Annotated in this window: 16 protein-coding genes; 7 read left to right on the top strand and 9 right to left on the bottom strand. The window is 59.9% G+C overall.

Features of this window, described 5'->3' with window-relative positions; translation table 11 throughout:
• Window positions 1-36: 36 nt before the first annotated feature.
• The gene (locus LPB19_RS05645) at window positions 37-2241 is read left to right on the top strand and encodes a patatin-like phospholipase family protein (protein ID WP_228289224.1); all 2205 of its coding nucleotides are present in this window, start codon (window positions 37-39) and stop codon (window positions 2239-2241) included.
• On the opposite strand, the gene LPB19_RS05650 is transcribed toward LPB19_RS05645, so the two are convergent.
• The 3 genes from LPB19_RS05650 to LPB19_RS05660 all read right to left on the bottom strand — a co-directional run bounded on the left by LPB19_RS05650 (window position 2242) and on the right by LPB19_RS05660 (window position 5524).
• Window positions 2242-2919, bottom strand: a complete 678-nt coding sequence (locus tag LPB19_RS05650; protein WP_206645124.1) for a GntR family transcriptional regulator — start codon at window positions 2917-2919, stop codon at window positions 2242-2244.
• An 84-nt stretch (window positions 2920-3003) separates the two neighbouring features.
• Window positions 3004-4434 (bottom strand): cardiolipin synthase, encoded by a 1431-nt coding sequence (gene cls / locus LPB19_RS05655; protein WP_206645125.1) that lies wholly within the window; start codon window positions 4432-4434, stop codon window positions 3004-3006.
• 1 nt (window position 4435) lies between these two features.
• Window positions 4436-5524: an AraC family transcriptional regulator gene (locus LPB19_RS05660; RefSeq protein ID WP_206645126.1), complete on the bottom strand. Its 1089-nt coding sequence runs from the start codon at window positions 5522-5524 to the stop codon at window positions 4436-4438.
• A 387-nt stretch (window positions 5525-5911) separates the two neighbouring features.
• Here LPB19_RS05660 and LPB19_RS05665 point away from each other — a divergent pair, with 387 nt between their 5' ends.
• From LPB19_RS05665 to LPB19_RS05680, 4 genes are all read left to right on the top strand, one after another.
• Window positions 5912-6709 carry an alpha/beta fold hydrolase gene (locus tag LPB19_RS05665; protein ID WP_206645127.1) on the top strand — a complete coding sequence of 266 codons (798 nt, stop codon included), beginning with the start codon at window positions 5912-5914 and terminating at the stop codon, window positions 6707-6709.
• Window positions 6710-6800: 91 nt separating this feature from the next.
• Window positions 6801-7886, top strand: a complete 1086-nt coding sequence (locus LPB19_RS05670; RefSeq protein ID WP_206645128.1) for an SMP-30/gluconolactonase/LRE family protein — start codon at window positions 6801-6803, stop codon at window positions 7884-7886.
• Window positions 7883-8356 carry an acyl-CoA thioesterase gene (locus tag LPB19_RS05675; RefSeq protein ID WP_206645129.1) on the top strand — a complete coding sequence of 158 codons (474 nt, stop codon included), beginning with the start codon at window positions 7883-7885 and terminating at the stop codon, window positions 8354-8356. Before LPB19_RS05670 ends, LPB19_RS05675 begins: the two co-directional genes overlap by 4 nt.
• A 74-nt stretch (window positions 8357-8430) precedes the next feature.
• Window positions 8431-9414 carry an NADP-dependent oxidoreductase gene (locus LPB19_RS05680; protein WP_206645130.1) on the top strand — a complete coding sequence of 328 codons (984 nt, stop codon included), beginning with the start codon at window positions 8431-8433 and terminating at the stop codon, window positions 9412-9414.
• A 39-nt stretch (window positions 9415-9453) separates the two neighbouring features.
• On the opposite strand, the gene LPB19_RS05685 is transcribed toward LPB19_RS05680, so the two are convergent.
• From LPB19_RS05685 to LPB19_RS05695, 3 genes are all read right to left on the bottom strand, one after another.
• Window positions 9454-11322 carry a cation:proton antiporter gene (locus tag LPB19_RS05685; RefSeq protein WP_206645131.1) on the bottom strand — a complete coding sequence of 623 codons (1869 nt, stop codon included), beginning with the start codon at window positions 11320-11322 and terminating at the stop codon, window positions 9454-9456.
• 21 nt (window positions 11323-11343) lie between these two features.
• Window positions 11344-12135, bottom strand: a complete 792-nt coding sequence (gene tcdA, locus LPB19_RS05690) for a tRNA cyclic N6-threonylcarbamoyladenosine(37) synthase TcdA (RefSeq protein ID WP_206645132.1) — start codon at window positions 12133-12135, stop codon at window positions 11344-11346.
• A gap of 276 nt (window positions 12136-12411) precedes the next feature.
• Window positions 12412-14193, bottom strand: coding sequence for an acyl-CoA dehydrogenase C-terminal domain-containing protein (locus LPB19_RS05695; RefSeq protein ID WP_206645133.1), 1782 nt, complete (start codon window positions 14191-14193; stop codon window positions 12412-12414).
• A gap of 240 nt (window positions 14194-14433) precedes the next feature.
• Between LPB19_RS05695 and LPB19_RS05700 the strand changes: the two genes are divergently transcribed.
• Entirely contained in the window at window positions 14434-15177 is a 744-nt protein-coding gene (locus LPB19_RS05700; protein ID WP_206645134.1) for an SDR family NAD(P)-dependent oxidoreductase, read from the top strand.
• Window positions 15178-15227: 50 nt separating this feature from the next.
• Here the strand turns inward: LPB19_RS05700 and LPB19_RS05705 are convergent, their stop codons facing one another.
• Both LPB19_RS05705 and LPB19_RS05710 read right to left on the bottom strand, forming a co-directional pair.
• A complete protein-coding gene (locus tag LPB19_RS05705; RefSeq protein WP_206645135.1) occupies window positions 15228-15893 on the bottom strand; it encodes a ChrR family anti-sigma-E factor in 666 nt (221 codons plus the stop codon).
• On the bottom strand, window positions 15890-16489 hold the full coding sequence (locus LPB19_RS05710; RefSeq protein ID WP_206645136.1) for a sigma-70 family RNA polymerase sigma factor: 600 nt from the start codon (window positions 16487-16489) through the stop codon (window positions 15890-15892). The genes LPB19_RS05705 and LPB19_RS05710 overlap by 4 nt, the downstream gene beginning before the upstream one ends.
• Window positions 16490-16744: 255 nt before the next feature.
• Between LPB19_RS05710 and LPB19_RS05715 the strand changes: the two genes are divergently transcribed.
• Window positions 16745-17806 carry an AraC family transcriptional regulator gene (locus LPB19_RS05715; RefSeq protein WP_206645137.1) on the top strand — a complete coding sequence of 354 codons (1062 nt, stop codon included), beginning with the start codon at window positions 16745-16747 and terminating at the stop codon, window positions 17804-17806.
• Here the strand turns inward: LPB19_RS05715 and speA are convergent.
• On the bottom strand, window positions 17791-19698 hold the full coding sequence (gene speA, locus LPB19_RS05720; protein WP_206645138.1) for a biosynthetic arginine decarboxylase: 1908 nt from the start codon (window positions 19696-19698) through the stop codon (window positions 17791-17793). The two genes, LPB19_RS05715 and speA, sit on opposite strands and share 16 nt — an antisense overlap.
• Between the last annotated feature and the right edge of the window lie 164 nt (window positions 19699-19862).

The following is a 19862-nucleotide window of genomic DNA, read 5'->3' on the forward strand; positions in this document are numbered from 1 at the left end:
CTCTCCAGCCCTCGTGAAGAAAGGAATCTTGTGGCAGTGAAACGCATCCTATTATTGTTCACCCTTGTGGGCGCCTTCGTCGCGCCCATGCTCCATGCAGCAGAGCGTCCCAAGGTGGGCCTGGTTCTCAGTGGCGGCGGCGCCAAGGGCATGGCCCACGTCGGTGTGCTGCGGGTGCTTGAGGAAATGAAGATTCCCGTGGATGTGGTGGTGGGAACCAGCGCGGGAGCGGCGGTTGGGGCCCTCTATGCCTCGGGCATGTCGGTCAAGGAAATTGAAAGTCGCTTCATCAAGCTGGATTGGGTGGCGAGCTTCAAGGACGACCCGGGCCGCATTTACAAGCCGGTGCGCCGCAAAAAGGATGAAACTCGCCTGCCGCTCGCACCGGGTATCGGCGTGGGTGCCGACGGTTTTCGGATGGGCGGTGGTATTGTCGCTGGCCAGAATCTGGGCTTTATCCTCAATGAGCTGACCCGTGACGACGCCCTTGTCGAGGACTTCGATCTGCTGGCTATTCCCTATCGGGCCATTGCCACCGACCTCGAAACCGGTGAGCAGGTGGTGATGGCCGAGGGCAACCTGGCCGAAGCCGTGCGTGCCAGCATGAGCATTCCCGGCGTCTATGCACCGGTGCGCCGCAATGGCCGCTTGCTGGTGGATGGCGGGGTGGCCAATAACCTGCCGATCAGCGTGGCCCGGAGCATGGGGGCTGAGATCGTTATCGCGGTCGACATCAGTGATACGCTGCTCGAATCGGAAGAGCTGACCGGCGCATTCACGGTGGTCGGACAGCTGACTACCCTGATGACCCGCCGCAACACCGATGAGCAGTTGAAACTGCTGGGCGAGCGGGACGTGCTGATCCAGCCGGACCTGGAGGGCTACACCTCCGCTGATTTCTACGATGGCCTGGTGCTGTTTGAACTCGGCGCCACGGCGGCCCGGGAACACGCCGTAGAGCTTCGAGGGCTAACGGTGCCGAAGAAGCAGTGGGCGCAGTATCAGGAACGCCGGGGCGGCGGCAGCTTCCGGGTCGGTCGTATCGCCCGCATCAATATCATTCACGGCAACGCACTGGCGACCCAGTTTCTGCGCGAGCGTATCCAGCAGCAGGAAGGCATGCCGCTGGAAGTGGATGTTCTGGAAGCCGATCTGAAGCGGATTTACGGCCTTGGCTACTACGAGACCGTGTCTTATTCCGTGTCGCCGTCGGCCGAGGGCACGATTCTGAATATCCTGGTGCAGGAGAAAAGCTGGGGGCCCAATTATCTGTCTTTCGGGTTGGGCTACGAAGACAACTTCGATGGTGACACCCGCTTCAACCTGGCCTCAGGCCTCACCTTAACGGAATTGAACGATCTGGGGGCGGAATGGGCCACCGGTGTCCAGTTGGGCACGGAGCCCTGGGTGCGTACCCAGTGGTACCAGCCGCTGGATTACGGCTACGAGCGTTTTCTGGTGGTAGGCGCCGAGTACGACCGGGATATTTTCGGAGTTTACGAAGGCGGCAATGATCCGGTCGCTGAACTGGAAGTATCTCATCGTCTGGTGGATGTGGCGCTGGGCATGGAGGTGGGCTCCGACAACGAAGTCCGATTGCAGTACTTCCGGGGCAAGGCCACCGTCGATGAACTGGTTGGCCAGGCGGTCATTGACGACGACGATATCCAGCAGGGCGGGATTAGCCTGCAGTGGGTGCATGACTCGCTGGACGATGCCTTCTACCCCTCGCACGGAACCTTCGCCGGCCTGCGGGGCCGTATCGACCGGGATGGCCTCGGCTCCGACAGAAGCTTTGATACGATTACCGGGATGGGCCTGGGCACAGACACCTGGCAGGATTTCAACCTGACCGGTCTGTTCTATGGAGAGCTTGTCACCCGGGGCGAGCCGGGACTCGAAAATGCGGCCCGGCTGGGTGGGTTCCGGCGGCTGTCGGCTCTGGGGCCTGGGCAAATCAGCGGGGATAACGCTCTGATGGCGGCCATGTACGGGCGTAAGAACTTCGGTGGGCCACTGGTGCCGGTTTTTGCCGGCGCGGGATTTGAGGTGGGTAACGCCTGGGAGTCACTGAGTGATGTCAGTTGGGGCAATACCGTGCGGTCCTGGAGTGTGTTTGGCGGCGTTGACACTTTCCTTGGTCCGGTTCAGCTGGCGCTCGCGTACAGCAATGCCGATACCTGGGGGGCCTATCTCAATATCGGTTACTCCTTCCCCGAGCTGTTCTACGATGCATTCTGATCAGGCGCCCTTGCGGTCGGTGCTGCGGATGGCTGCCAGCACCTGCTGGCATTGCTGCAACGCGTAGCGACCGAGGATGTCTGCCAGTCGCTGGTCGTCTCGCGCCCGAATGGCCTCAATGGATTCCTCCATGTGTGCCAGATTATCTTCCAGCACATGTTTGCCGCCTTTCTGGAAAGCCACGAACGCGCACCGTTTGGCAGAGGGCCACAGATCCTCAATGGCGGCAACGATGAAATAATTATCGGCGTAGGCCAGTGAGGCCTTGGTGTATTCGATGCCCAATTCCAGAAACGCCATCAGGTCACTGCGGTCGTAGCACTCTTGCATCTGTGCGTGCAGTGATTCCAGTCGTTCCATGTCCTCCGGCTTCCAGTTCTTTGCCAGCTTCTGGCCGGTATGGGTCAGGTACAGTTGCAGGGTTTCGTACAGGCTGCGTACGAAATACTCATCCAGTGGCGTCACGAAGGCGCCCTTGCGTGGCACGTTCCGCACCAGGTGGCGTTTTTCGAGAAGCAGCAAGCCTTCGCGGATCGAGCCGTGGCTGACGTTCATTTCCTTGGCCATCGCCGCTTCATAGATTCGCTCGCCGGAGCGAAGCTGGCCAAAGGCAATCAGGTTTTCAATATGGCGGGCGACCTGCTCGGTCAGGGTTTCTCTGGGCTTGAACGCATTCATATTGTTATATCGCTAAGGCGCCACTGGGTTGTCAGGGAATATTCGCACATTCCGGGGCCGCCAGACCAGAGGCGCATCCTCTGCTCAGAACAGTGGCCCGAGTAGCCGCAAGGCCCGACAGGTCAGGCGGAAGACAATGGACCGTGCCTGGTAGTCCTGTTCGGTCATTGTTCGGCTATTGCCGAAATCATCCTTCAGCATGGATTCCACACTTGCCACGAAATGAGCGGCTGTGGTGATCATGGAGATCTCAAAATTCAGCCGCATCGACCGGTTGTCCAGATTGGCCGTGCCGACGGCGGCGTAGCGGTTGTCCACCAGTACCACTTTCTGATGCAGGAACCCCGGCTGGTAGCGATAGATCCGGATGCCGGTCTGGGCGGCCTGCGCCAGGTAAGAGTACGCAGCCAGGCCAATGATCCGGCTGTCGGCTTTTTCCGGAATCAGGATGCGCACGTCTACGCCCCGCAGCGCGGCCAGTTGCAGTGCGTGCATGATCTGGACGTCCGGCACGAAATAGGGCGAGGAAATCCACAGCCGGCGCCGCGCGTTGTTGATGCAGTTGAGGAAGAAAAGGGTGCAGGTTTCCCACTCATCGGCCGGGCCCGTAGGCAGTATCAGCACCTTGTCCTCGCCCGGGGTGGCCTCGTGGGGCGCCCAGTCCAGCGACGGCACTTCATCGCTGGCCCAGTTCCAGTCCTCCAGCCAGGCCAGCTGCAGGCCGGTAACCGCTGGTCCTTCGATGCGGCAGTGGGTGTCGCGCCAGGGTTCCTGATCGATTGCGGTGCCCAGGTATTCATCACCGAGATTGATGCCGCCAACAAATCCCACCAGGCCATCGCACACCAGCAGTTTCCGGTGATTCCGGAAGTTGATCTGAAAGCGCCTGCGACGAACGTTACCATCGCCGAACGAGGCCACATGGGCACCGGCTTTGCTCAGCTCCTTCAGGTAGTGTCTGGGGAGCCATACCGAGCCGATATCGTCATACAGGAACCAGACCTCTACCCCCTCGGAGAGCTTGCGCTTGAGGATGCTCTTGATGCGCTGGCCGACCCGGTCCGAGCGCACCAGATAGAACTCCAGAAGGATGTATCGGCGGGCGTTTTCCATGGCCTCGAACAGGGCATCGAAGGTGTCGTCGCCATCGCGCAGCAACCGGCACTGGTTGCCCTCGGTGAATGGCTGCCGGCCCAGGCTGCACAACACCTGCAGTTCATCGGTGAAATGGCGGTCGGCCGGTTCGCTGATCGAGGTGGTTTGCTGCTCAAAATAATCCAGCAGGTTGGTGAGCGATTCATCGCCCATACGTCGGGCTTTGACGTAACCGCCAAACCGGTTGCGCCCGATCAACAGAAACAAGGGTACGGTCAGGTAGGGCAGGCCAAGCAGGCCGATGATCCAGGCGATGGCGCCCTGGGCTGTCCGGTAAGTGAGCAGGATCCGATAGATGCAGCCCAGTGCCGTCAGGTAGATGACACCAATGGCCACTATCAAAGCCCAGGACTCCACCATATCAGCGTGAGCCTTTTGCGATGTTGGAATGTTTGTCGGATGTGGTCTTCGGGGGCTGGTGTTTGGCCCGGTACTGAGCGGGTGACTGTCCCGTCCAGCGCTTGAAGGCGCGACTGAACGCGCTGAGTTCGGAAAAACCCAGCAGGAACGCGATTTCGCCCAGCGCATAGTGGTCTCCGGCCACGTACCGCAGGGCTTTGTCCTGACGAACCTGCTCCACCAGATCGTGGAAGCTGAGCCCCTCCCGCTTCAGCCGGCGGTAGAGAGTCTGCCGACTCATGTGGCACTTCTTCGCCAGCGTATCGGCATCAATCCGATCGGTGGACATCTGTTTGGAGATCAGACGCCGGATCTTGCGGCCGAAGGAACGCCTTGAACCCAGGCGGGCGAGCAGGCCGTTGACCTGCTTGAGTACCGCTGAATACACGTAGGGATTGCGCTTGGGTATCGGGTGGCTCAGGTGATCGCTGCTGAACGCCAGCCGGGTAGTCGGGCAATCGAAGCGCACCGGTCCACCCAGCAAGGTTTCGTACTCGCTGGCGTAGTCCGGCCTGGGGTGTGCTACCTCGACCCATTGCGCGGTGATCGTCGGGTGGATGAAGTGTCGGGTGCGGCACAGGGCTGCGGCCAGGGTGCGATCCATGTCTTGTCGGCAGTAATGCTCTGCTCCGTCCGGTTGCCAGGTCAGAATGGCTTCATTGCCGGTTTGCTCAAAACTCAGGGTAACCGATTCATTAATCAGCCGGTGCAACCGGACATATTGGGTAACGGCCTCGCCGAGCGTGTCGCAGTTAAAGAACACATGGCCCACCAGCCCCATACGTTCAGGGTCCACCACCTGGCCGGCATGAAGCCCGACTCCGGGGTCGCCGGTGACGCGCTCAGCGTATTGCCAGAATTGGTAATGAGCGTCAGCAGGGATGCGCAGGTCGGGCGCGGACAGGGCCTCAATGGTGTGGCCGAGAATGGGCTCTACCTTGGCGGCATCAAGTACACCCTGGCGTTGCAGGTAATGAACCAGGGCAAGGGTGCTGGATGCGGCGACCAGAGGTTTATCGTTGTTTTCAGCCAGAGGCGCATTCACGGTCATGTGTCCCTACGTTAACAGCCTGTTCCGAAGATTGGTACAAAATGTCAAATAGTTGAGACAGCCTGTCAACGGTTTGTCATGACAGTAACGATAACATTGTTTTCAGAAGGTTGAAGCAATGGACAAGCAGTCCCGGGAGGTCGCTATGGAACAGGAAATTTTTGTACCGCACACACAATCCGAACGTGAAAACGTGATGGCGCTGGCCGAGTATCTGAACAGCATTTTCTATTGCTGATCGCCTCAGCCAGGCATGGGAAGAAAAACCGGGGACTCCCCGGTTTTTTTGTGTCTGCAATTCCGCCTTGGTAGAGCTTGCCCACGGGTGTGTGGGTGGTAATGTAGCGGTTCTCGCGCAAACCTGATTTAACCGGAGGCCAGACCCTGATGACTGTTGATCTGAACTACCGTATCACTGGCGACGGCAAGCCGCTGATTCTCATGCACGGACTGTTCGGGTCGCTGGAAAACCTGGGCGGAATTGCCCGTCGGTTGCAGGACGAGTGGCAGATTCACGCCCTGGATTTGCGCAATCATGGCAGTTCGCCTCATACCGATAGCATGGATTATCCGGCCATGGCCCGGGACGTTCTGGCTTACATGGACGCCCAGGGGCTGGACCGTGCCTCGATTCTCGGGCACTCCATGGGTGGCAAAGTGGCTATGCAAATGGCGTTGATGGCGCCGGAGCGGGTAGAGCAGGTGGTGGTCGCTGATATCGCCCCGGTGGACTACCACCCCCGCCACGATGCGGTTCTTGAGGGTTTGGGCAGCCTTGATCTGTCGGTCCTGCGTTCGCGACAGGAGGCGGACAAGGCCCTGGCTGAGTACGTCGAGGAAGTACCCACGCGTCAGTTTTTGCTCAAGAATCTCGAACGCGTGCCCCGTGAAGAGCAGTCAGATAGCGGGCCGATGTTCCGCTGGCGATTGAATCTGCCCGTTATCGAGGCCAGCTACGATAACCTGACCCGGGCACCTCAAGGCGACGGGCCCTATTCCGGCCCGGTGTTGTTCATCAAAGGCGAGAATTCCGCTTACATTCAGGAAAAGCACCGCGAGGAAATCCAGCGCCTGTTTCCGTCCGCTGAGCTTCGTATCATCAAGGACACCGGGCACTGGCTACACGCGGAAAAGGCCGAAACGTTTGCCGCCCTGAGCCGGCGTTTCCTGGCCAAAAATGCATGACAATGAGCGGTCTGCAAGTTCAGGGCCCGGGTGCAGTCTGCTAAGGTAGGGGCCAAGACTAGGGAACGACATACGCAGGCGGGGATGGTCTATGAGATGGCTGATGATCGGGAGCTTGGTGCTGTTTGTGTTGGCGGGAGGCTTTCTGCTGGCTCCATCCCCCATTGATAGCCGGGCCTGGTCGCCGCCGTCTCCGCCGCCGCTGACCGGCCCGCTGGCCCCCAATGAGCGCCTCAGGCTGGCGGACCTGCTTGCCCGGGGCAAGGTGTACGGCCCGGAAGATACCGCTGTCAGCGCCGATGGTGTGCTTTACTCGGGTACTCAGGACGGCCGCATTGTCCGTCTGTTCCCCGATGGCCGCATCGAAACCTGGCTGGAAACCGAGGGCCGACCGTTGGGCATGGTCTTCGACCGGGACGGCAACCTGATCGTTGCGGACGCCTGGCGGGGGCTGCTCTCGGTGGCTCCGGATGGAGAAACCACGCTGCTGACCCGGGAAGCCGAGGGCACGCCCTTCCGGTTCACTGACGACGTCGATATTGCACCCGACGGCCGGATCTACTTCAGCGATGCCAGTTCCCGCTTCCAACAGCCGGATTACCGGTTGGATCTGCTCGAAATGCGGCCCTGGGGCCGGCTGCTGCGCTACACGCCGCGTACCGGTCGAACCGAAGTTCTGCTGGGTAACCTGCACTTTGCCAATGGCGTGGCGGTATCACCGGACGGTGCCTTTGTGCTGGTCAATGAAACCTGGAAATACCGTATCCTGAGGTACTGGATTACCGGGCCCAAGGCGGGGCAGGCCGAAGTGTTTGCCGATAACCTGCCGGGCTTTCCGGATAACCTGGCGGTTGATTCCGAGGGACGTTACTGGGTGGCCTTTCCGACTCTGAGGAACGCACAGGTCGATGCGCTGCACCGGACGCCCTGGCTGAAGGATCTGGTGGCCAAGTTGCCGGACAGCCTCAAGCCGAAACCACAGGAATATGGGCTGGTGGTGGCCTTCGACCGGGATGGCAATGTGATTACCAGTCTGCACGATACCCGAGGCACCCATTTGCAGGAGATCACCTCGGTCAACCCGCACAATGGCTATCTGTATTTCGGCTCGTTGCACAACGACCGTATCGGGCGCCTGCCATTACACGCGATTCCTGAACTCGGAGACGATGCATGAGCGCAGATGGCGCGATCGACTGGGATCTTCCCGATCCTTTCACCATGGAAATCAGGGTGGCCGCCGACGACACCGATCGGCTGGGGCATGCCAACAACGTGGTGTACGTACGCTGGCTGGAGGAGGTCAGCTGGGCGCATATTGCAAGCCTCGGCATGACCTGGGACCTGCATGAGCGCACCGGCCGGGCCATGGCCATTACGCGTACGGAGATCGACTATCTTGGTGCCGCCAACACCGGCGACCATCTGGTGCTGGGTACCTGGATAACGGGGTTTGATGGCCGGCTCCGGTCCTCGCGCCAATTTCAGCTGGTGCGCCCGGCGGATGGCAAAACCCTGGCGCGTGCCATCTCGACCCATGCCTGCGTCAATCTCGAAACCCAGCGCCCGGCGCGGGCGCCGCAGGCTTTTCGCGATATCCTTGCCGCGGCTGTTGTCGCTCGCGGGCAGGGCCTTCGTGTCGATTGACCCATCTTTGCTATTATCTTCTGCTAGTCTGAACAGACGTTCATTCCCGTAACCCCAGATGTCCGGAGAACACCATGGCGAATTCCACTGACACCCCCTCTGAATCCACCATGCGTCACGTGATCTATGACCGGTTTGGTGAGCGGGATGTCCTGCAGTTGGTTGAATCGGATATTCCCGAGCCGGATGCCGAACAGGTATTGATCCGGGTTCACGGTGCCGGGCTCAACCCGATTGACTGGAAAACCCGCAAGGGCCTGGGTTTTGCGGCCCGCCAGATTGAAAACACCCTGCCGTGGACGCCCGGCTACGATGTGGCGGGCGAGGTTGTGGCTGTTGGCGAGGCGGTGACCACGTTGGTGCCCGGTGATCGGGTGATGGGCATGATCGGTTTTCCCTCGGTCGGAGGTGGTTATGCCCAGTACGCGCTCGCCCAGGCCGACGAACTGGCGATCGTGCCGGAGGAGCTGGATCTGATGACGGCCGGGGCGTTGCCACTGGCGGCCCTGACCGCCTGGCAAGCTTTGTTTGAGGTGGCCAAGCTGGAGTCGGGACAAAAGATTCTGATTCACGCCGGTGCGGGCGGAGTGGGGCATTTCGCCGTTCAGTTTGCGCTTGAGCGCGGCGCGCACGTGATTGCCACCGCATCAGCACGCAACCGGGACTTCCTCGCCGAGCTGGGCGTGCATGAGGTCATTGACTATCGCACCACCGATGTTGCCGAAGAGTGCTACGGGCTGGATGTGGTGCTTGATTTGGTCGGCGGTGAAGCCGGCAAGCGTTCGCTGCACACACTGGGTGAACATGGGGTGTTGGTGACCATCCCCACCGTCACCGCCGATGATATTGTCAGCGCCGCCGAAGACATGGGCTTGCGCGCCCATGGCATGACGGTACGTCCTGACGCTTTCCATCTCGACGAAATCGCTGAGCTGATTGAAGACGGCGATGTTCGGGTGCACATTGAGCAGGCCTTCCCCATGGAACGGGTGGTGGATGCCCATGAAAAGCTCGAAGGCGGGCACGTACGTGGCAAGCTGGTTCTGGATTGCCGCTGACCCTTTCCTTTCCCAACCCATGATGCCCGGTGCCTGAAATCAGGCATCGGGCTGTTGTGCCGGATTCGCCGCCTTGTCTGCGCCGTTTCCGCCGTCTTTCGATTTTCGTTCTTTCCGTGCCTGAGGCGGTACCAGGCTGATCAGCATCCAGCCTTCTTCGGGCTTGAACGAGTCCATGTTCATCACCGGCTGAACATGACCCTTGCGGTCGAAAACAAACAGCACTAAGGCCTGTCCCTCGTACTTGCTCAGGAAATCGTCATAACTGAACTCGTCACTCAGCTGGGTGGTTTTCACGGTGTAGCCCTGGCTGGCCAGGCTCGCCAGTTTGGCGTAACTGACCCCGTCAAACAGGCCCCGCGTCATCTGGATTTTTTCCGCCGTCTGGTGCCGGGCTTTCTGGTCTTGATCGCCCTCTGCCAGGCTGAACACGTGGCCTTTGCCGAACCAGTCCAGGAAGTGATAGGTGGCCAGCGAATTCATGTGTTTATAGGGTGAGATAACCAGCAGATTACCAATCCCGGTCAGCTCGAGGTGTGTCGATGCATGTTCGGATACCGGATTGCCGAAGTAAGTACGAAGCCCTTCCATCCGTGCCTGGCGAACGTTTTCCCAGCTGGTGTCACTCAGGGTGACGGGAACTTCCTGCTTATCCAGTGCCCGACCAATCATCCGGGCCACCGGATTGGCACCCAGAATCAGGAAGCCGTACTCCGGAGGCGCTGCAACCTTGAGCAGTTTCGCCACCGGCCGGGCGGTCAGGCTTTGCAGAGTAACGGTGGTGATGATCAGCACGAACACCAGTGGCACCAGGGCGTCGGCACCTTCATAGCCAAGGTTTTCCATCTGGAAGGCAAACAGCGCGGAAACCGCGGCAGCCACGATCCCTCTGGGCGCAATCCAGCTCAGAAACGCCTGTTCCCGCCAGTTCAGCTTGGTACCAATCGCCGACAGCCCAATGCTCAGCGGGCGCGCCACGAGAATCAGGATGGCCAGCACCAGCACCAGTTCCCAGCCAAGGGCGGCTATGGCGCTGAATTCAACCCGCGCGGCAAGGATGATAAACAGACCGGAGATCAGCAGAACGCTGAGGGATTCCTTGAATTCCAATATGCTCTCGATGGGCACCTGCTTCATGTTCGCCATCCAGATACCCATGATGGTGACTGTCAACAGGCCGGATTCGTGCGCCATTTCGTTGGAAATGGCGTACACCCCCAGCATGAAGGTAAGGGTGCCGGCATTATGCAGGTACTGCGGAACCAGATGCTTGCGCAGTACCAGCCCGTTCAGGTAACCGGCCACGCCACCGATCAATAAGCCCACCGCGATGGTCTTGCCAAAAATAAACAGGGAATGGCTGAACACGTCGCCCTGGCCCCAGGACACAATGCCTTCGAAGACCAGAACCGCGAGCAGGGCGCCTACCGGATCGATGATGATGCCTTCCCAGCGCAGAATGTTGGCGAGCTTGGCGTCTGGCCGCACGGATCTCAGCAAGGGCGCAATGACGGTCGGTCCGGTCACCACCGATATGGCGCCAAACAGCAGCGCCACGGCCCAGGAGATGTCTAGCAGCCAGTGGGCGGACAGGGTGCCGATGATGCAGGTGACAATGGTGCCCACCGGCACCAGATTGCGCACCATCTTGCCGTGGCCGCGAATTTCCTCGTAGCGCAGCGTCAGGCTGCCCTCGAACAGAATGATGGCGACCGCCAGGGAAATGACCGGGAAGAGCAGATCTCCGAACACCGCCTCCGGTGCAAGGAAGCCCAGCAACGGGCCCGCGGCGATGCCGCCGGCAAGCAGGAACAGAATGGCAGGCATGCGAACCCGCCAGGCCAGCCACTGACAAAACAGGGAGAGAATGCCAATGCTGGCAAGGAGCATGACGGTGCTGACGGGCATGTTGTGGTCAAATCCTTTGGGTTATTGGTTGGCTTTTCGCGCAATTCGGTTCAGTAACCGGGATGCGGCAAAGAAACCAAAGCTGGCCGTGACCGGACTGGCCGCACCGAACCCGGTCGCACAATCCAGTCTCACCGGGCCTGACGAATCAGGCTTTTGCAGGCATACCTCGCCATCCCCGGCAGGATACGTTAGCTGTTCCAATGAGTATACGGCCTCCACGCCAAAGCGTCGCTTGGGGTTGCGGGAAAAACCGTATTCCCGGCGCAGCAGGTTGCGAACCTTGGCCAGCAGGGGGTCCTGGGTGGTTTTGCTCAGGTCCGCCACCTGAATCTGGGTCGGGTCCATCTGGCCCCCGGCGCCGCCGGCACACACGACGGGGATTTTTCGTCGCTGGCAGTGGGCGATCAGGGCGGCCTTGGCTTTCACGCTGTCGATGGCGTCCACCACGCCGGTCATCTCCGGTGTAATCAGGTCTGCGGTGTTTTTTGTCGTGACAAAGCCGAAGTGAACGTTCACCGTGGCGTGTGGGTTGATGGCCCGGAGCCGGTCCGCCATGGCATCGGTCTTGGTGCGACCATATTGCTGCTCCAGCGCGTGAAGCTGACGGTTGGTGTTGGAGACACAGATGTCGTCCATGTCGATCAGGGTGAGGGTGCCAATGCCGCTGCGAGCCAGGGCCTCGGCTGCCCAGGACCCCACGCCGCCAAGCCCCACGATGGCTATGTGGGCGTCACGGAAAGCGTGCAGGGCTCGCCGGCCATAGAGTCGTTCAATGCCGCCAAAGCGGAAAGCGTAATCGTCGGCGTTCATCGGGCCTCCGGTGGTGTCCGGTGTGCTGTCGGGGTGGTTGCAAGGGCGCCATTGTAACCCAGCGCTGGCGGGGACCGAAAAGCAGGCGAAAAAAAGCCACGCAAGGCGTGGCATGTAAGGAGAGGCCCAGTCCGATACTGGCCTGAGCTGGACTAGTTCAGAGACACTAATCAGCGACTTCATTATTCATTGTCGCCGTCCGCGCCAGAAGGTCACAAATAGCCATTCATCGGTCATTTGCGGCCACGGCTGAACCCGTGGCCGCGACGGCCCGGGTCACGCCACCCAGTGATCGTCCTCAAAGGCCATCATGCTGTCCTTGCCAGTGCGAATGTCGGCCAGCAGCCAGTGAACTTCCGGCAGCAGTTTTTCAAAGTAAAAACGAGCCGATACGAGCTTGCTTTCCAGCAGGGCCGGGTTGTTGCCCTTGTCACTGCCAGCCAGCTGGGTCTGGGCCTCGCCCGCCATGCGGGACCACAGGTAACCGATGACGGTCAGCGCCATCAGACGCAGGTACGGCGAGGCCGCGGCTCCGGCCTGCTCAGGATCAGCTGGCGCATTGCTGGCCAGCCAGCCGGTGGCTTCTTCCAGCGCGCTGATGGCCTCCTTGAGCTGCTCCCGGTGGGGCGCTTCCGGGTTGTCCTTGAGGTAGCCGACCAGGGTGGCAAACAGGGTGCGAACCAGCTGACCGCCTTTGAGGCTGAGCTTGCGGCCGACCAGATCCATGGCCTGAATCCCGTTGGTGCCTTCGTAGATACGCGCGATGCGCCCGTCGCGCACCAGTTGCTCCAGCGGCCAGTCGGTGGTGAACCCCGATCCGCCCAATACCTGCAGCCCGGTATTGGCGTTATTGAAACCTTCGTCGGTCAGGAAGGCCTTTACCACCGGTGTGAGCAGCTGCACCAGATCGTCTGCCGATTCCCGGGTAGCGTCATCGGGGTGGGCGACCGACACGTCCAGCTGCTGGCCGGTGAACAGCGCCAGCGCTCGCATGCCCTCGTTGAGAACCTTCTGGCGCATCAACATGCGGCGCACGTCCGGGTGAACGATGATCGGGTCGGCCGGTCCGTCCGGGTTCTTCGGGCCGCTCAGGGAACGGCTTTGCAGACGTTCCCGGGCGAATCCCAGACTTTCCTGATAGGCCATTTCAGCCAGGCCAAGACCTTGCATGCCCACCATCAGGCGAGCTTCGTTCATCATCGTGAACATGGCGCGCATGCCGTCATTGGCTTCGCCGACAAGCCAGCCTTTGGCGCCCTCGAAGTTCATCACACAGGTGGCCGAGCCTTTGATGCCCATTTTGTGCTCCAGACCCCCGCAGAAGGCCGGGTTACGTTCACCGGTGTCGGGCAGGAACTTGGGCACCACGAACAGGGAAATCCCTTTTGTGGTGTCCGGCGCGCCGGGCAGTTTGGCCAGCACCAGGTGCACGATGTTGTCGACCAGGTCGTGTTCGCCACCGGTGATCCAGATTTTGGTGCCCTCGATGGCGTAGCTGCCATCATCGTTCGGTTTCGCCCGGGTGCGAATCAGTCCCAGGTCAGTGCCGCAGTGGGGTTCGGTCAGGCACATGGTGCCGGTCCACTCGCCCGAGATCAGTTTGGCAAGGTAGGTTTGCTTGAGTTCGTCGGAGCCGTGGGCATACAAAGCGCTGATGGCGCCGTGGGTCAGTCCCGGGTACATGCCCAGCGACAGATTGGTGGAGCAGACCATCTCATCCACCACAAATTTGAGCGTGTGGGGCAGGCCCTGGCCGCCGAACTCCAGTGGTGCGTCCAACGCCGTCCAGCCCCCTTCAACGAAGGTCTTGTAGGCGGACTTGAAGGCGTCCGGCGTAGTCACGGAACGGGTTTCCGGATCGTATTGGCAGCCTTCCCGATCGCCAATCTGATTCGTGGGTTGAATGACCTCAGCCGCGAGTTTCCCGGCCTCGTCAATGACGGCGGAAATCAGGTCGGGTGTTGCGTCTGCGTACTTTTCCAGTTTGTGGAGTTGATCCACGCCCAGAACATCAAACAACAAAAATCGGAGGTCGTTCGCTGGAGCCTTATATTGCATGCCTTGCTCTCCTTACTTTGCCTGCTGTTTTTTTCATGGCCGGGAGGAATTGCCTCAATCCGCTGCCGGTTAAAACTGTCATTTCATACGGTTGTTTTAATTTTCCGGTTCACTGGCTTAAGCGGTCTGAGGCCGAAACTCGTCGTATCCTTCTACAGCTACAGCGGCTCTGGTGTGATTCATCGGAGACCTTTCCCGCCTGGCACTGGCCCAGGTGCTTAACTGGAGCAGGAAAGACTTATGAGACACGTCGTGATTGCAGGAGCCTCCGGCGCCATCGGTGGGGCCATGGCGCAGGCCATTCTGGACGCGGTTCCCGATAGCCGGATTGTGGGGTTGTGCCGCCGTCCGGAGCGAGCGGCCGAGCCCTTGCAGACCTCCGATCGGGTCGAGCTTATCCCTTGGGACGCGGAGCATCCCGAGTCGCTGACGGGCGTGACGCACGCTCTGGAGTCGGTTATGCCGGCCGAGCAGGGCGTGGATATGTTGCTGTACGCCGCAGGAATACTGCATGCGTCCGACATGTTTCCCGAAAAACGGCTGGAGGACCTCTCCGCCACAGCCATGACCCGGGCGTTCGCTGTGAATGCGACCGGGTTCGCTGTGCTGGTACGTGCGCTCTTACCCTGGTTCCGGCATCGGCGATTCAAGCGAATTGCGGCGATTTCGGCGAAGGTCGGGTCGATCAGTGACAATCGCTTGGGTGGCTGGTATGCCTATCGCAGTTCCAAGGCCGCGTTGAATATGCTGGTGCGGACGTTATCGGTGGAATTGCCGAGGCGCTGCAAGCCGGTCGCCTGTGTTGCCATGCACCCGGGTACCACGGAGTCGGAGTTGAGCGCACCATTTGGCCAGTCCCTGGCGCAGTTGCAGGTTCATCAACCGGCTGACACAGCAGCCAATCTGATGACCGTGCTCGAGGGCGTGAGCAGTGACGATAATGGTCGTTTTCTCAGCTGGGATGGCAGCGAGCTGCCCTGGTGAGGAGCCAAAAAAAGGGCACCGTCAGGTGCCCTTGCTCATCTTACTGCTGCTCACCGGATGAACGGGTTCAACATTCGGGAAAAGGTGCCGGTCAGTTTCACCGGCGCGCTCAGCACCGATAACGTGATGCAGTCCTCACACCCGACCGCAACCGGTTTGTGCTCGTCTTTTTCATTCAAAACAACGTAGTCCCATTGATTGAAAACCCCGTTCTGGTCAGCAAAAGCGCCTTGCAGTACGATCGTTGTCTCGTCGCCACGGTGGGTATGAGCCGGTGCCTTCCCACCTGCCGCAAGTTTCTGCAACACCACCTGCTGGCTCTGGCCAGGAAACCGGTCGGAAATATCCAGTACACTCACATCACCGAGTTGCCGCTTCCATGGCAGCTGATTGATGTCTTCACCGAGCAATTTCTGCAACGCACTGCGTCTCGGTTGCCTGTGACCAGAGGCACTTTCCAGGCTTGCCGCTTGTTCAGCGCTCATCGCCATCTCGTCATCAATACGGGCGAGGATATTGCTGAACATCTCTTCTTTTACCGATACTTTCGGCTGACGCTCCATCATCACCGCACCAAGGCTGTCCAGCATGTCGGCCCGGCCTCGGCATTCGGAGCACTCGTCCAGATGCAAGCGGATACACAGCGCCAGAGGCTCGCTCAAGCTGCCTGCACTGTAATCCATCAAACTCAAGCTATCGGGATGATGCCGTGTCATACGTTCTGATCCTGCAAAATTACTTTTAACTTATTCAGCGCCAGGCGCACCCGGCTCTTTACGGTGCCAAGGGGAATGTTGAGTTCGTCCGCGACCACCTGATGCGATTTGTGCTCCATGTACACTTTGGCAATGACGGTGATCTGCTCTTCCGGCAAATGGCTCAATGATTCGCGAATGCGCCTCTCAGACATCAGACGATGCAATGACGTCACCGGTTCATTTTCGTTCTCGCCGGGGATCTGCCACAGATCTTCTGTTTCCACCGCCATTTCCGCGCTCATTCGCTGCATCTTGCGCAGCATGTCGATGCGCTGATTACGGGCAATGGTGAAAATCCAGGTCGATGCGGCTGCCTTTCTCCAGTCGTACAGGGTGGCCCGCCGCCAGATCGACACGAACACCTCCTGCACCAGCTCCTCGGCGTGGCTCGCGAGCCCGTTGGCAATGGCGTAGTACTTGATTTGCGGGCCGAAATGCTCAAAAAGCTGGTGATAAGCTTCCCGATCCTGATGGCTCCCCACTTTCTGCAGTAACTGGCTCCAGGGATCTTTTCTTCCCTCTGAGCTAGACGGCGTGTGCTCCAGTGTGGTCACTGGCCGCTCCTTGACAGACGCATTATTTAAAATCGTTCTGGTCATTCTATGCACTCGTCCGGTATTTGTCAGTGACTGAACTTACGAGAGGTGGTCCAGTCTGGATCATTTTCTCGGCCAATCAGTCTGGCTCGCGGATCGGGTGGGTAACTCAGTGGTAAAAGTGCCGGCCTGGCCGCGTCGGACCGGAGATTGCCGAGCGGTTTCAACCGCATTAGGCTGCAAAAACAACAATAATCAGAGAGGCTTCCATTGATGAACGCCCCAACCAGTGCCGCCAATCAACCGTTTATCCACGCCCACTACGCCGACATCCTGTGTCAGTTGGTTCAGGAAAAGGGGGTTTCCCGCCCGTCGTTGCTGAGTGCTGCCGGGATCCGGCCGGGCCTGCTCGAGCATCCGGACAATCTGATCTCCATTCCACAGTTCGTTGCCCTGTGCCGTGAATGCCTGCAGCGAAGCGGTGACCCTGCGCTGGGGCTGGCGTTTGGCCTGAGGCTGAAGTTCACAACCCACGGCGCGCTGTCCCAGGCGGCGGTCAGCTGTGACACCCTGGAGCAGGCGATTTCGGTGCTCATCAAGTACTGCCGCACACGGTTCGTGTATATGGCGCTCTCGTTCTTCACCGAGTCCGACGAGGCGGTGCTGCAACTGGACGTTGTCCATCAGGTGGATGACCTGCGTCGCTTCACCATCGACCTGCTCATGGCCTCACTGATGGACGTGAATCAGCTGCTGTTCGGCGATAAGTTAACCAGGGCGGGGTGCTGCCGGTTTGCCTATCCGGAGCCAGAGGATACTTCGCCCTATCGAGGGCTGTTTGGCGACATTGTGGAATTTGGTGGCGAGGCCAACCAGATGCGGTTCCAGGCGCAGTTTCTGGCACTGCCACTGGTTCTGTCCAATCCGGTGACCCGTCGTATGGCCGAGGCGCAGTGCGAGGAACAGATGCGCACCATAGAGGCGACGGCCTCCATGGCCGATAAGGTCGAGCGAATACTGGCCTCGACCCGAGACGGACGTTTGCCGGGTCTGGAGCAGGTTGCCGACCAATTGCTCATCTCGCCACGCACTCTCCGGCGTCAGCTGACGCGGGAGGGGCTACGTTTCAAACAGCTGCAGGACCGGATTCGGCACGAGCGCTCGCTGGTACTTCTGCGCCGGCAGGAACTCAATCTGGACGCCATTGCCGATGCCCTGGGTTACAGCGATCCGTCGAACTTCGCCCGGGCATTCCGGAAATGGGAGGGTGTCGCACCCAGTGTCTGGCGGCAACGCGACCAGCAGGAAATCCGCCCGGATCACGTTTCCAGGTAGGTATAGCCCTCCAGTCCGGCTGCCAGTTCCGCCAACAGTGCCGTTCGAACCTCTTCAGGCAGTTCGCTGTCGGCCAGCTTTCTCTCATAGGACTTGAGCAGGCTGGCGGAGTCGAAGTTGACGTAGCGAAGGACCGTCGACACGGTATCGCCGGTCATCGGGGCACTGGTGTCGAATCCGTTGTTGCCGTTAAGCCGGACATCCACCGAATGAGTGTCGCCAAACAGGTTGTGCATATCCCCCAGTATTTCCTGGTAGGCCCCGGTCATAAAAAATCCCATCAGTAAGGCTTCCCCGGGCTGGTCTTCCGGCAGCGGGAGGGTGCTCTCAATACCCTGGCCATCCACGTACTGGTCGATCCGGCCATCGGAGTCGCAGGTGATGTCCTGAATGACGGCCCGGCGGTTCAGTGGCCGGTTCAGGCCGTTGATCGGCAGAACCGGGAAAATCTGGTCAATGCCCCAGACATCTGGCAGCGATTGGAACAGCGAGAAATTCACAAACAGCTTTTCAGCAAGCTTTTCATTGAGCTCGTCAATGATCTCCCGATGCACCCGGCTGGTGCTGTCGAGCGCGGCCCTCAGCAGGCGGCAGCAGCGGGTGTAGATCGTTTCGGCGTCGGCGCGGTCCTGAAGCGACAGCACGCCATGAGCGAACTGGGCGTGGACGTCCGAAATGGCATGCAGGATATCGTGATAGATCTCGGGCAGGGAGCGGGGCGAGTTTTCATCCTCCAGGCTGAGCAGGTCCCGCCACAGATCTTGCAGGGGGGCGGGCGCATCGGCTCCCGGCTGCGCCGGCACGAGGTCGTCGGGCGTGTCGCGATCAATCACGTTGGTCACCAGAACTGAGTGATGAGCGGTCAGAGCCCGGCCGGACTCGCTGATCAGGTCAGGGTGGGGCAGGTCGTGGCGGTCGCACTCAGCCTGCAGGGTCCGGATAACGTTGGAAGCGTATTCCTTGACGCTGTAGTTCATCGAGCAACTGCTGCGCGACCGGGTGCCTTCGTAGTCCACGCCCAAGCCGCCGCCGATGTCCACGGTGCTGATCGGTGCCCCAAGCTGACACAGTTCGCTGTAAAACCGTGCGCATTCGCGCAGGCCGGTCTGTATGTCGCGGATATTGGCGATTTGTGAGCCCAGGTGGAAGTGCAGCAATTGCAGCGTATGCAGGGCACCGGCCTCGCGGAGCGTCCGGACCACTTCCAGCACCTGCTGGGCTGACAGGCCAAACTTGGATTTTTCACCGCCAGTATTCTGCCAGTTGCCCTTGCCGATGCTGGCGAGCCTGGCGCGAACGCCAATCAGTGGCGAGACGCCCAGATCTTCCGCTTCGCGCAGAATGAGCGGCAGTTCGGAGCGTTTTTCAACCACGAGAAAAACCCGGTGGCCCAGCTTCTGGCCGATCAGGGCCAGACGGATATATTCGCGGTCCTTGTAGCCGTTGCAGACGATGACCGAGCCGGCTTTGGGTGACATGGCCAGCACCGCCATCAGCTCCGGTTTGCTGCCCGCTTCGAGGCCGATCTGTCCGTTGCTGGCCGCCGGTTCCGCTGATATCAGCTCTTCCACGACCCGCCGTTGCTGGTTCACCTTGATCGGGTAAACCGCGGTGTATTTGCCCTGATAGTCGTGCTCCTCGGCCATCGTGTTGAAGGCATTGCACAGTGTATTCACGCGATCGTGAAGAATGTCCGAAAAGCGGATCAGCACCGGCAACGCCACCCCGGAGGCCATCAGTGACTGCGTCAGCTCGGGCAGGTTGATGGCGGCGGAGTCCTGGCCGCGGTGGGGGCGGATCAACACCTCGCCCGCCGCACTGACACCGATGTAGCCGTCGCTCCAGTGGCTGATGTTATAGACCTTGTGGGCCTGGCGGCTGGCTTCGCTCATTGTCGTCATCCTGTTGGGAAACCGGGGTGGCAGCTTGAAGGTGGTCGTGCTGTGTATGGCCGCATTGTAGGTGGTCGCTGCCTTGCCTGAAAGAGCCGGATTCGCAGAAAAACAGCGTGCCAACAAACATTAAGGCTTCAGCTGAGGTGCATGCGGCCCTACAA

Origin of the sequence: Marinobacter salinisoli (assembly GCF_017301335.1) — a bacterium.
Classification (GTDB): domain Bacteria; phylum Pseudomonadota; class Gammaproteobacteria; order Pseudomonadales; family Oleiphilaceae; genus Marinobacter; species Marinobacter salinisoli.

Coding starts and splice junctions, on each gene's coding strand:
- LPB19_RS05650 (WP_206645124.1), bottom strand. CDS start 2,919: ATGAATGCGTTCAAGCCCAGAGAAACCCTGACCGAGCAGGTCGCCCGC.
- cls (WP_206645125.1), bottom strand. CDS start 4,434: ATGGTGGAGTCCTGGGCTTTGATAGTGGCCATTGGTGTCATCTACCTG.
- LPB19_RS05660 (WP_206645126.1), bottom strand. CDS start 5,524: ATGACCGTGAATGCGCCTCTGGCTGAAAACAACGATAAACCTCTGGTC.
- LPB19_RS05665 (WP_206645127.1), top strand. CDS start 5,912: ATGACTGTTGATCTGAACTACCGTATCACTGGCGACGGCAAGCCGCTG.
- LPB19_RS05670 (WP_206645128.1), top strand. CDS start 6,801: ATGAGATGGCTGATGATCGGGAGCTTGGTGCTGTTTGTGTTGGCGGGA.
- LPB19_RS05675 (WP_206645129.1), top strand. CDS start 7,883: ATGAGCGCAGATGGCGCGATCGACTGGGATCTTCCCGATCCTTTCACC.
- LPB19_RS05680 (WP_206645130.1), top strand. CDS start 8,431: ATGGCGAATTCCACTGACACCCCCTCTGAATCCACCATGCGTCACGTG.
- LPB19_RS05685 (WP_206645131.1), bottom strand. CDS start 11,322: ATGCCCGTCAGCACCGTCATGCTCCTTGCCAGCATTGGCATTCTCTCC.
- tcdA (WP_206645132.1), bottom strand. CDS start 12,135: ATGAACGCCGACGATTACGCTTTCCGCTTTGGCGGCATTGAACGACTC.
- LPB19_RS05695 (WP_206645133.1), bottom strand. CDS start 14,193: ATGCAATATAAGGCTCCAGCGAACGACCTCCGATTTTTGTTGTTTGAT.
- LPB19_RS05700 (WP_206645134.1), top strand. CDS start 14,434: ATGAGACACGTCGTGATTGCAGGAGCCTCCGGCGCCATCGGTGGGGCC.
- LPB19_RS05705 (WP_206645135.1), bottom strand. CDS start 15,893: ATGACACGGCATCATCCCGATAGCTTGAGTTTGATGGATTACAGTGCA.
- LPB19_RS05715 (WP_206645137.1), top strand. CDS start 16,745: ATGAACGCCCCAACCAGTGCCGCCAATCAACCGTTTATCCACGCCCAC.
- speA (WP_206645138.1), bottom strand. CDS start 19,698: ATGAGCGAAGCCAGCCGCCAGGCCCACAAGGTCTATAACATCAGCCAC.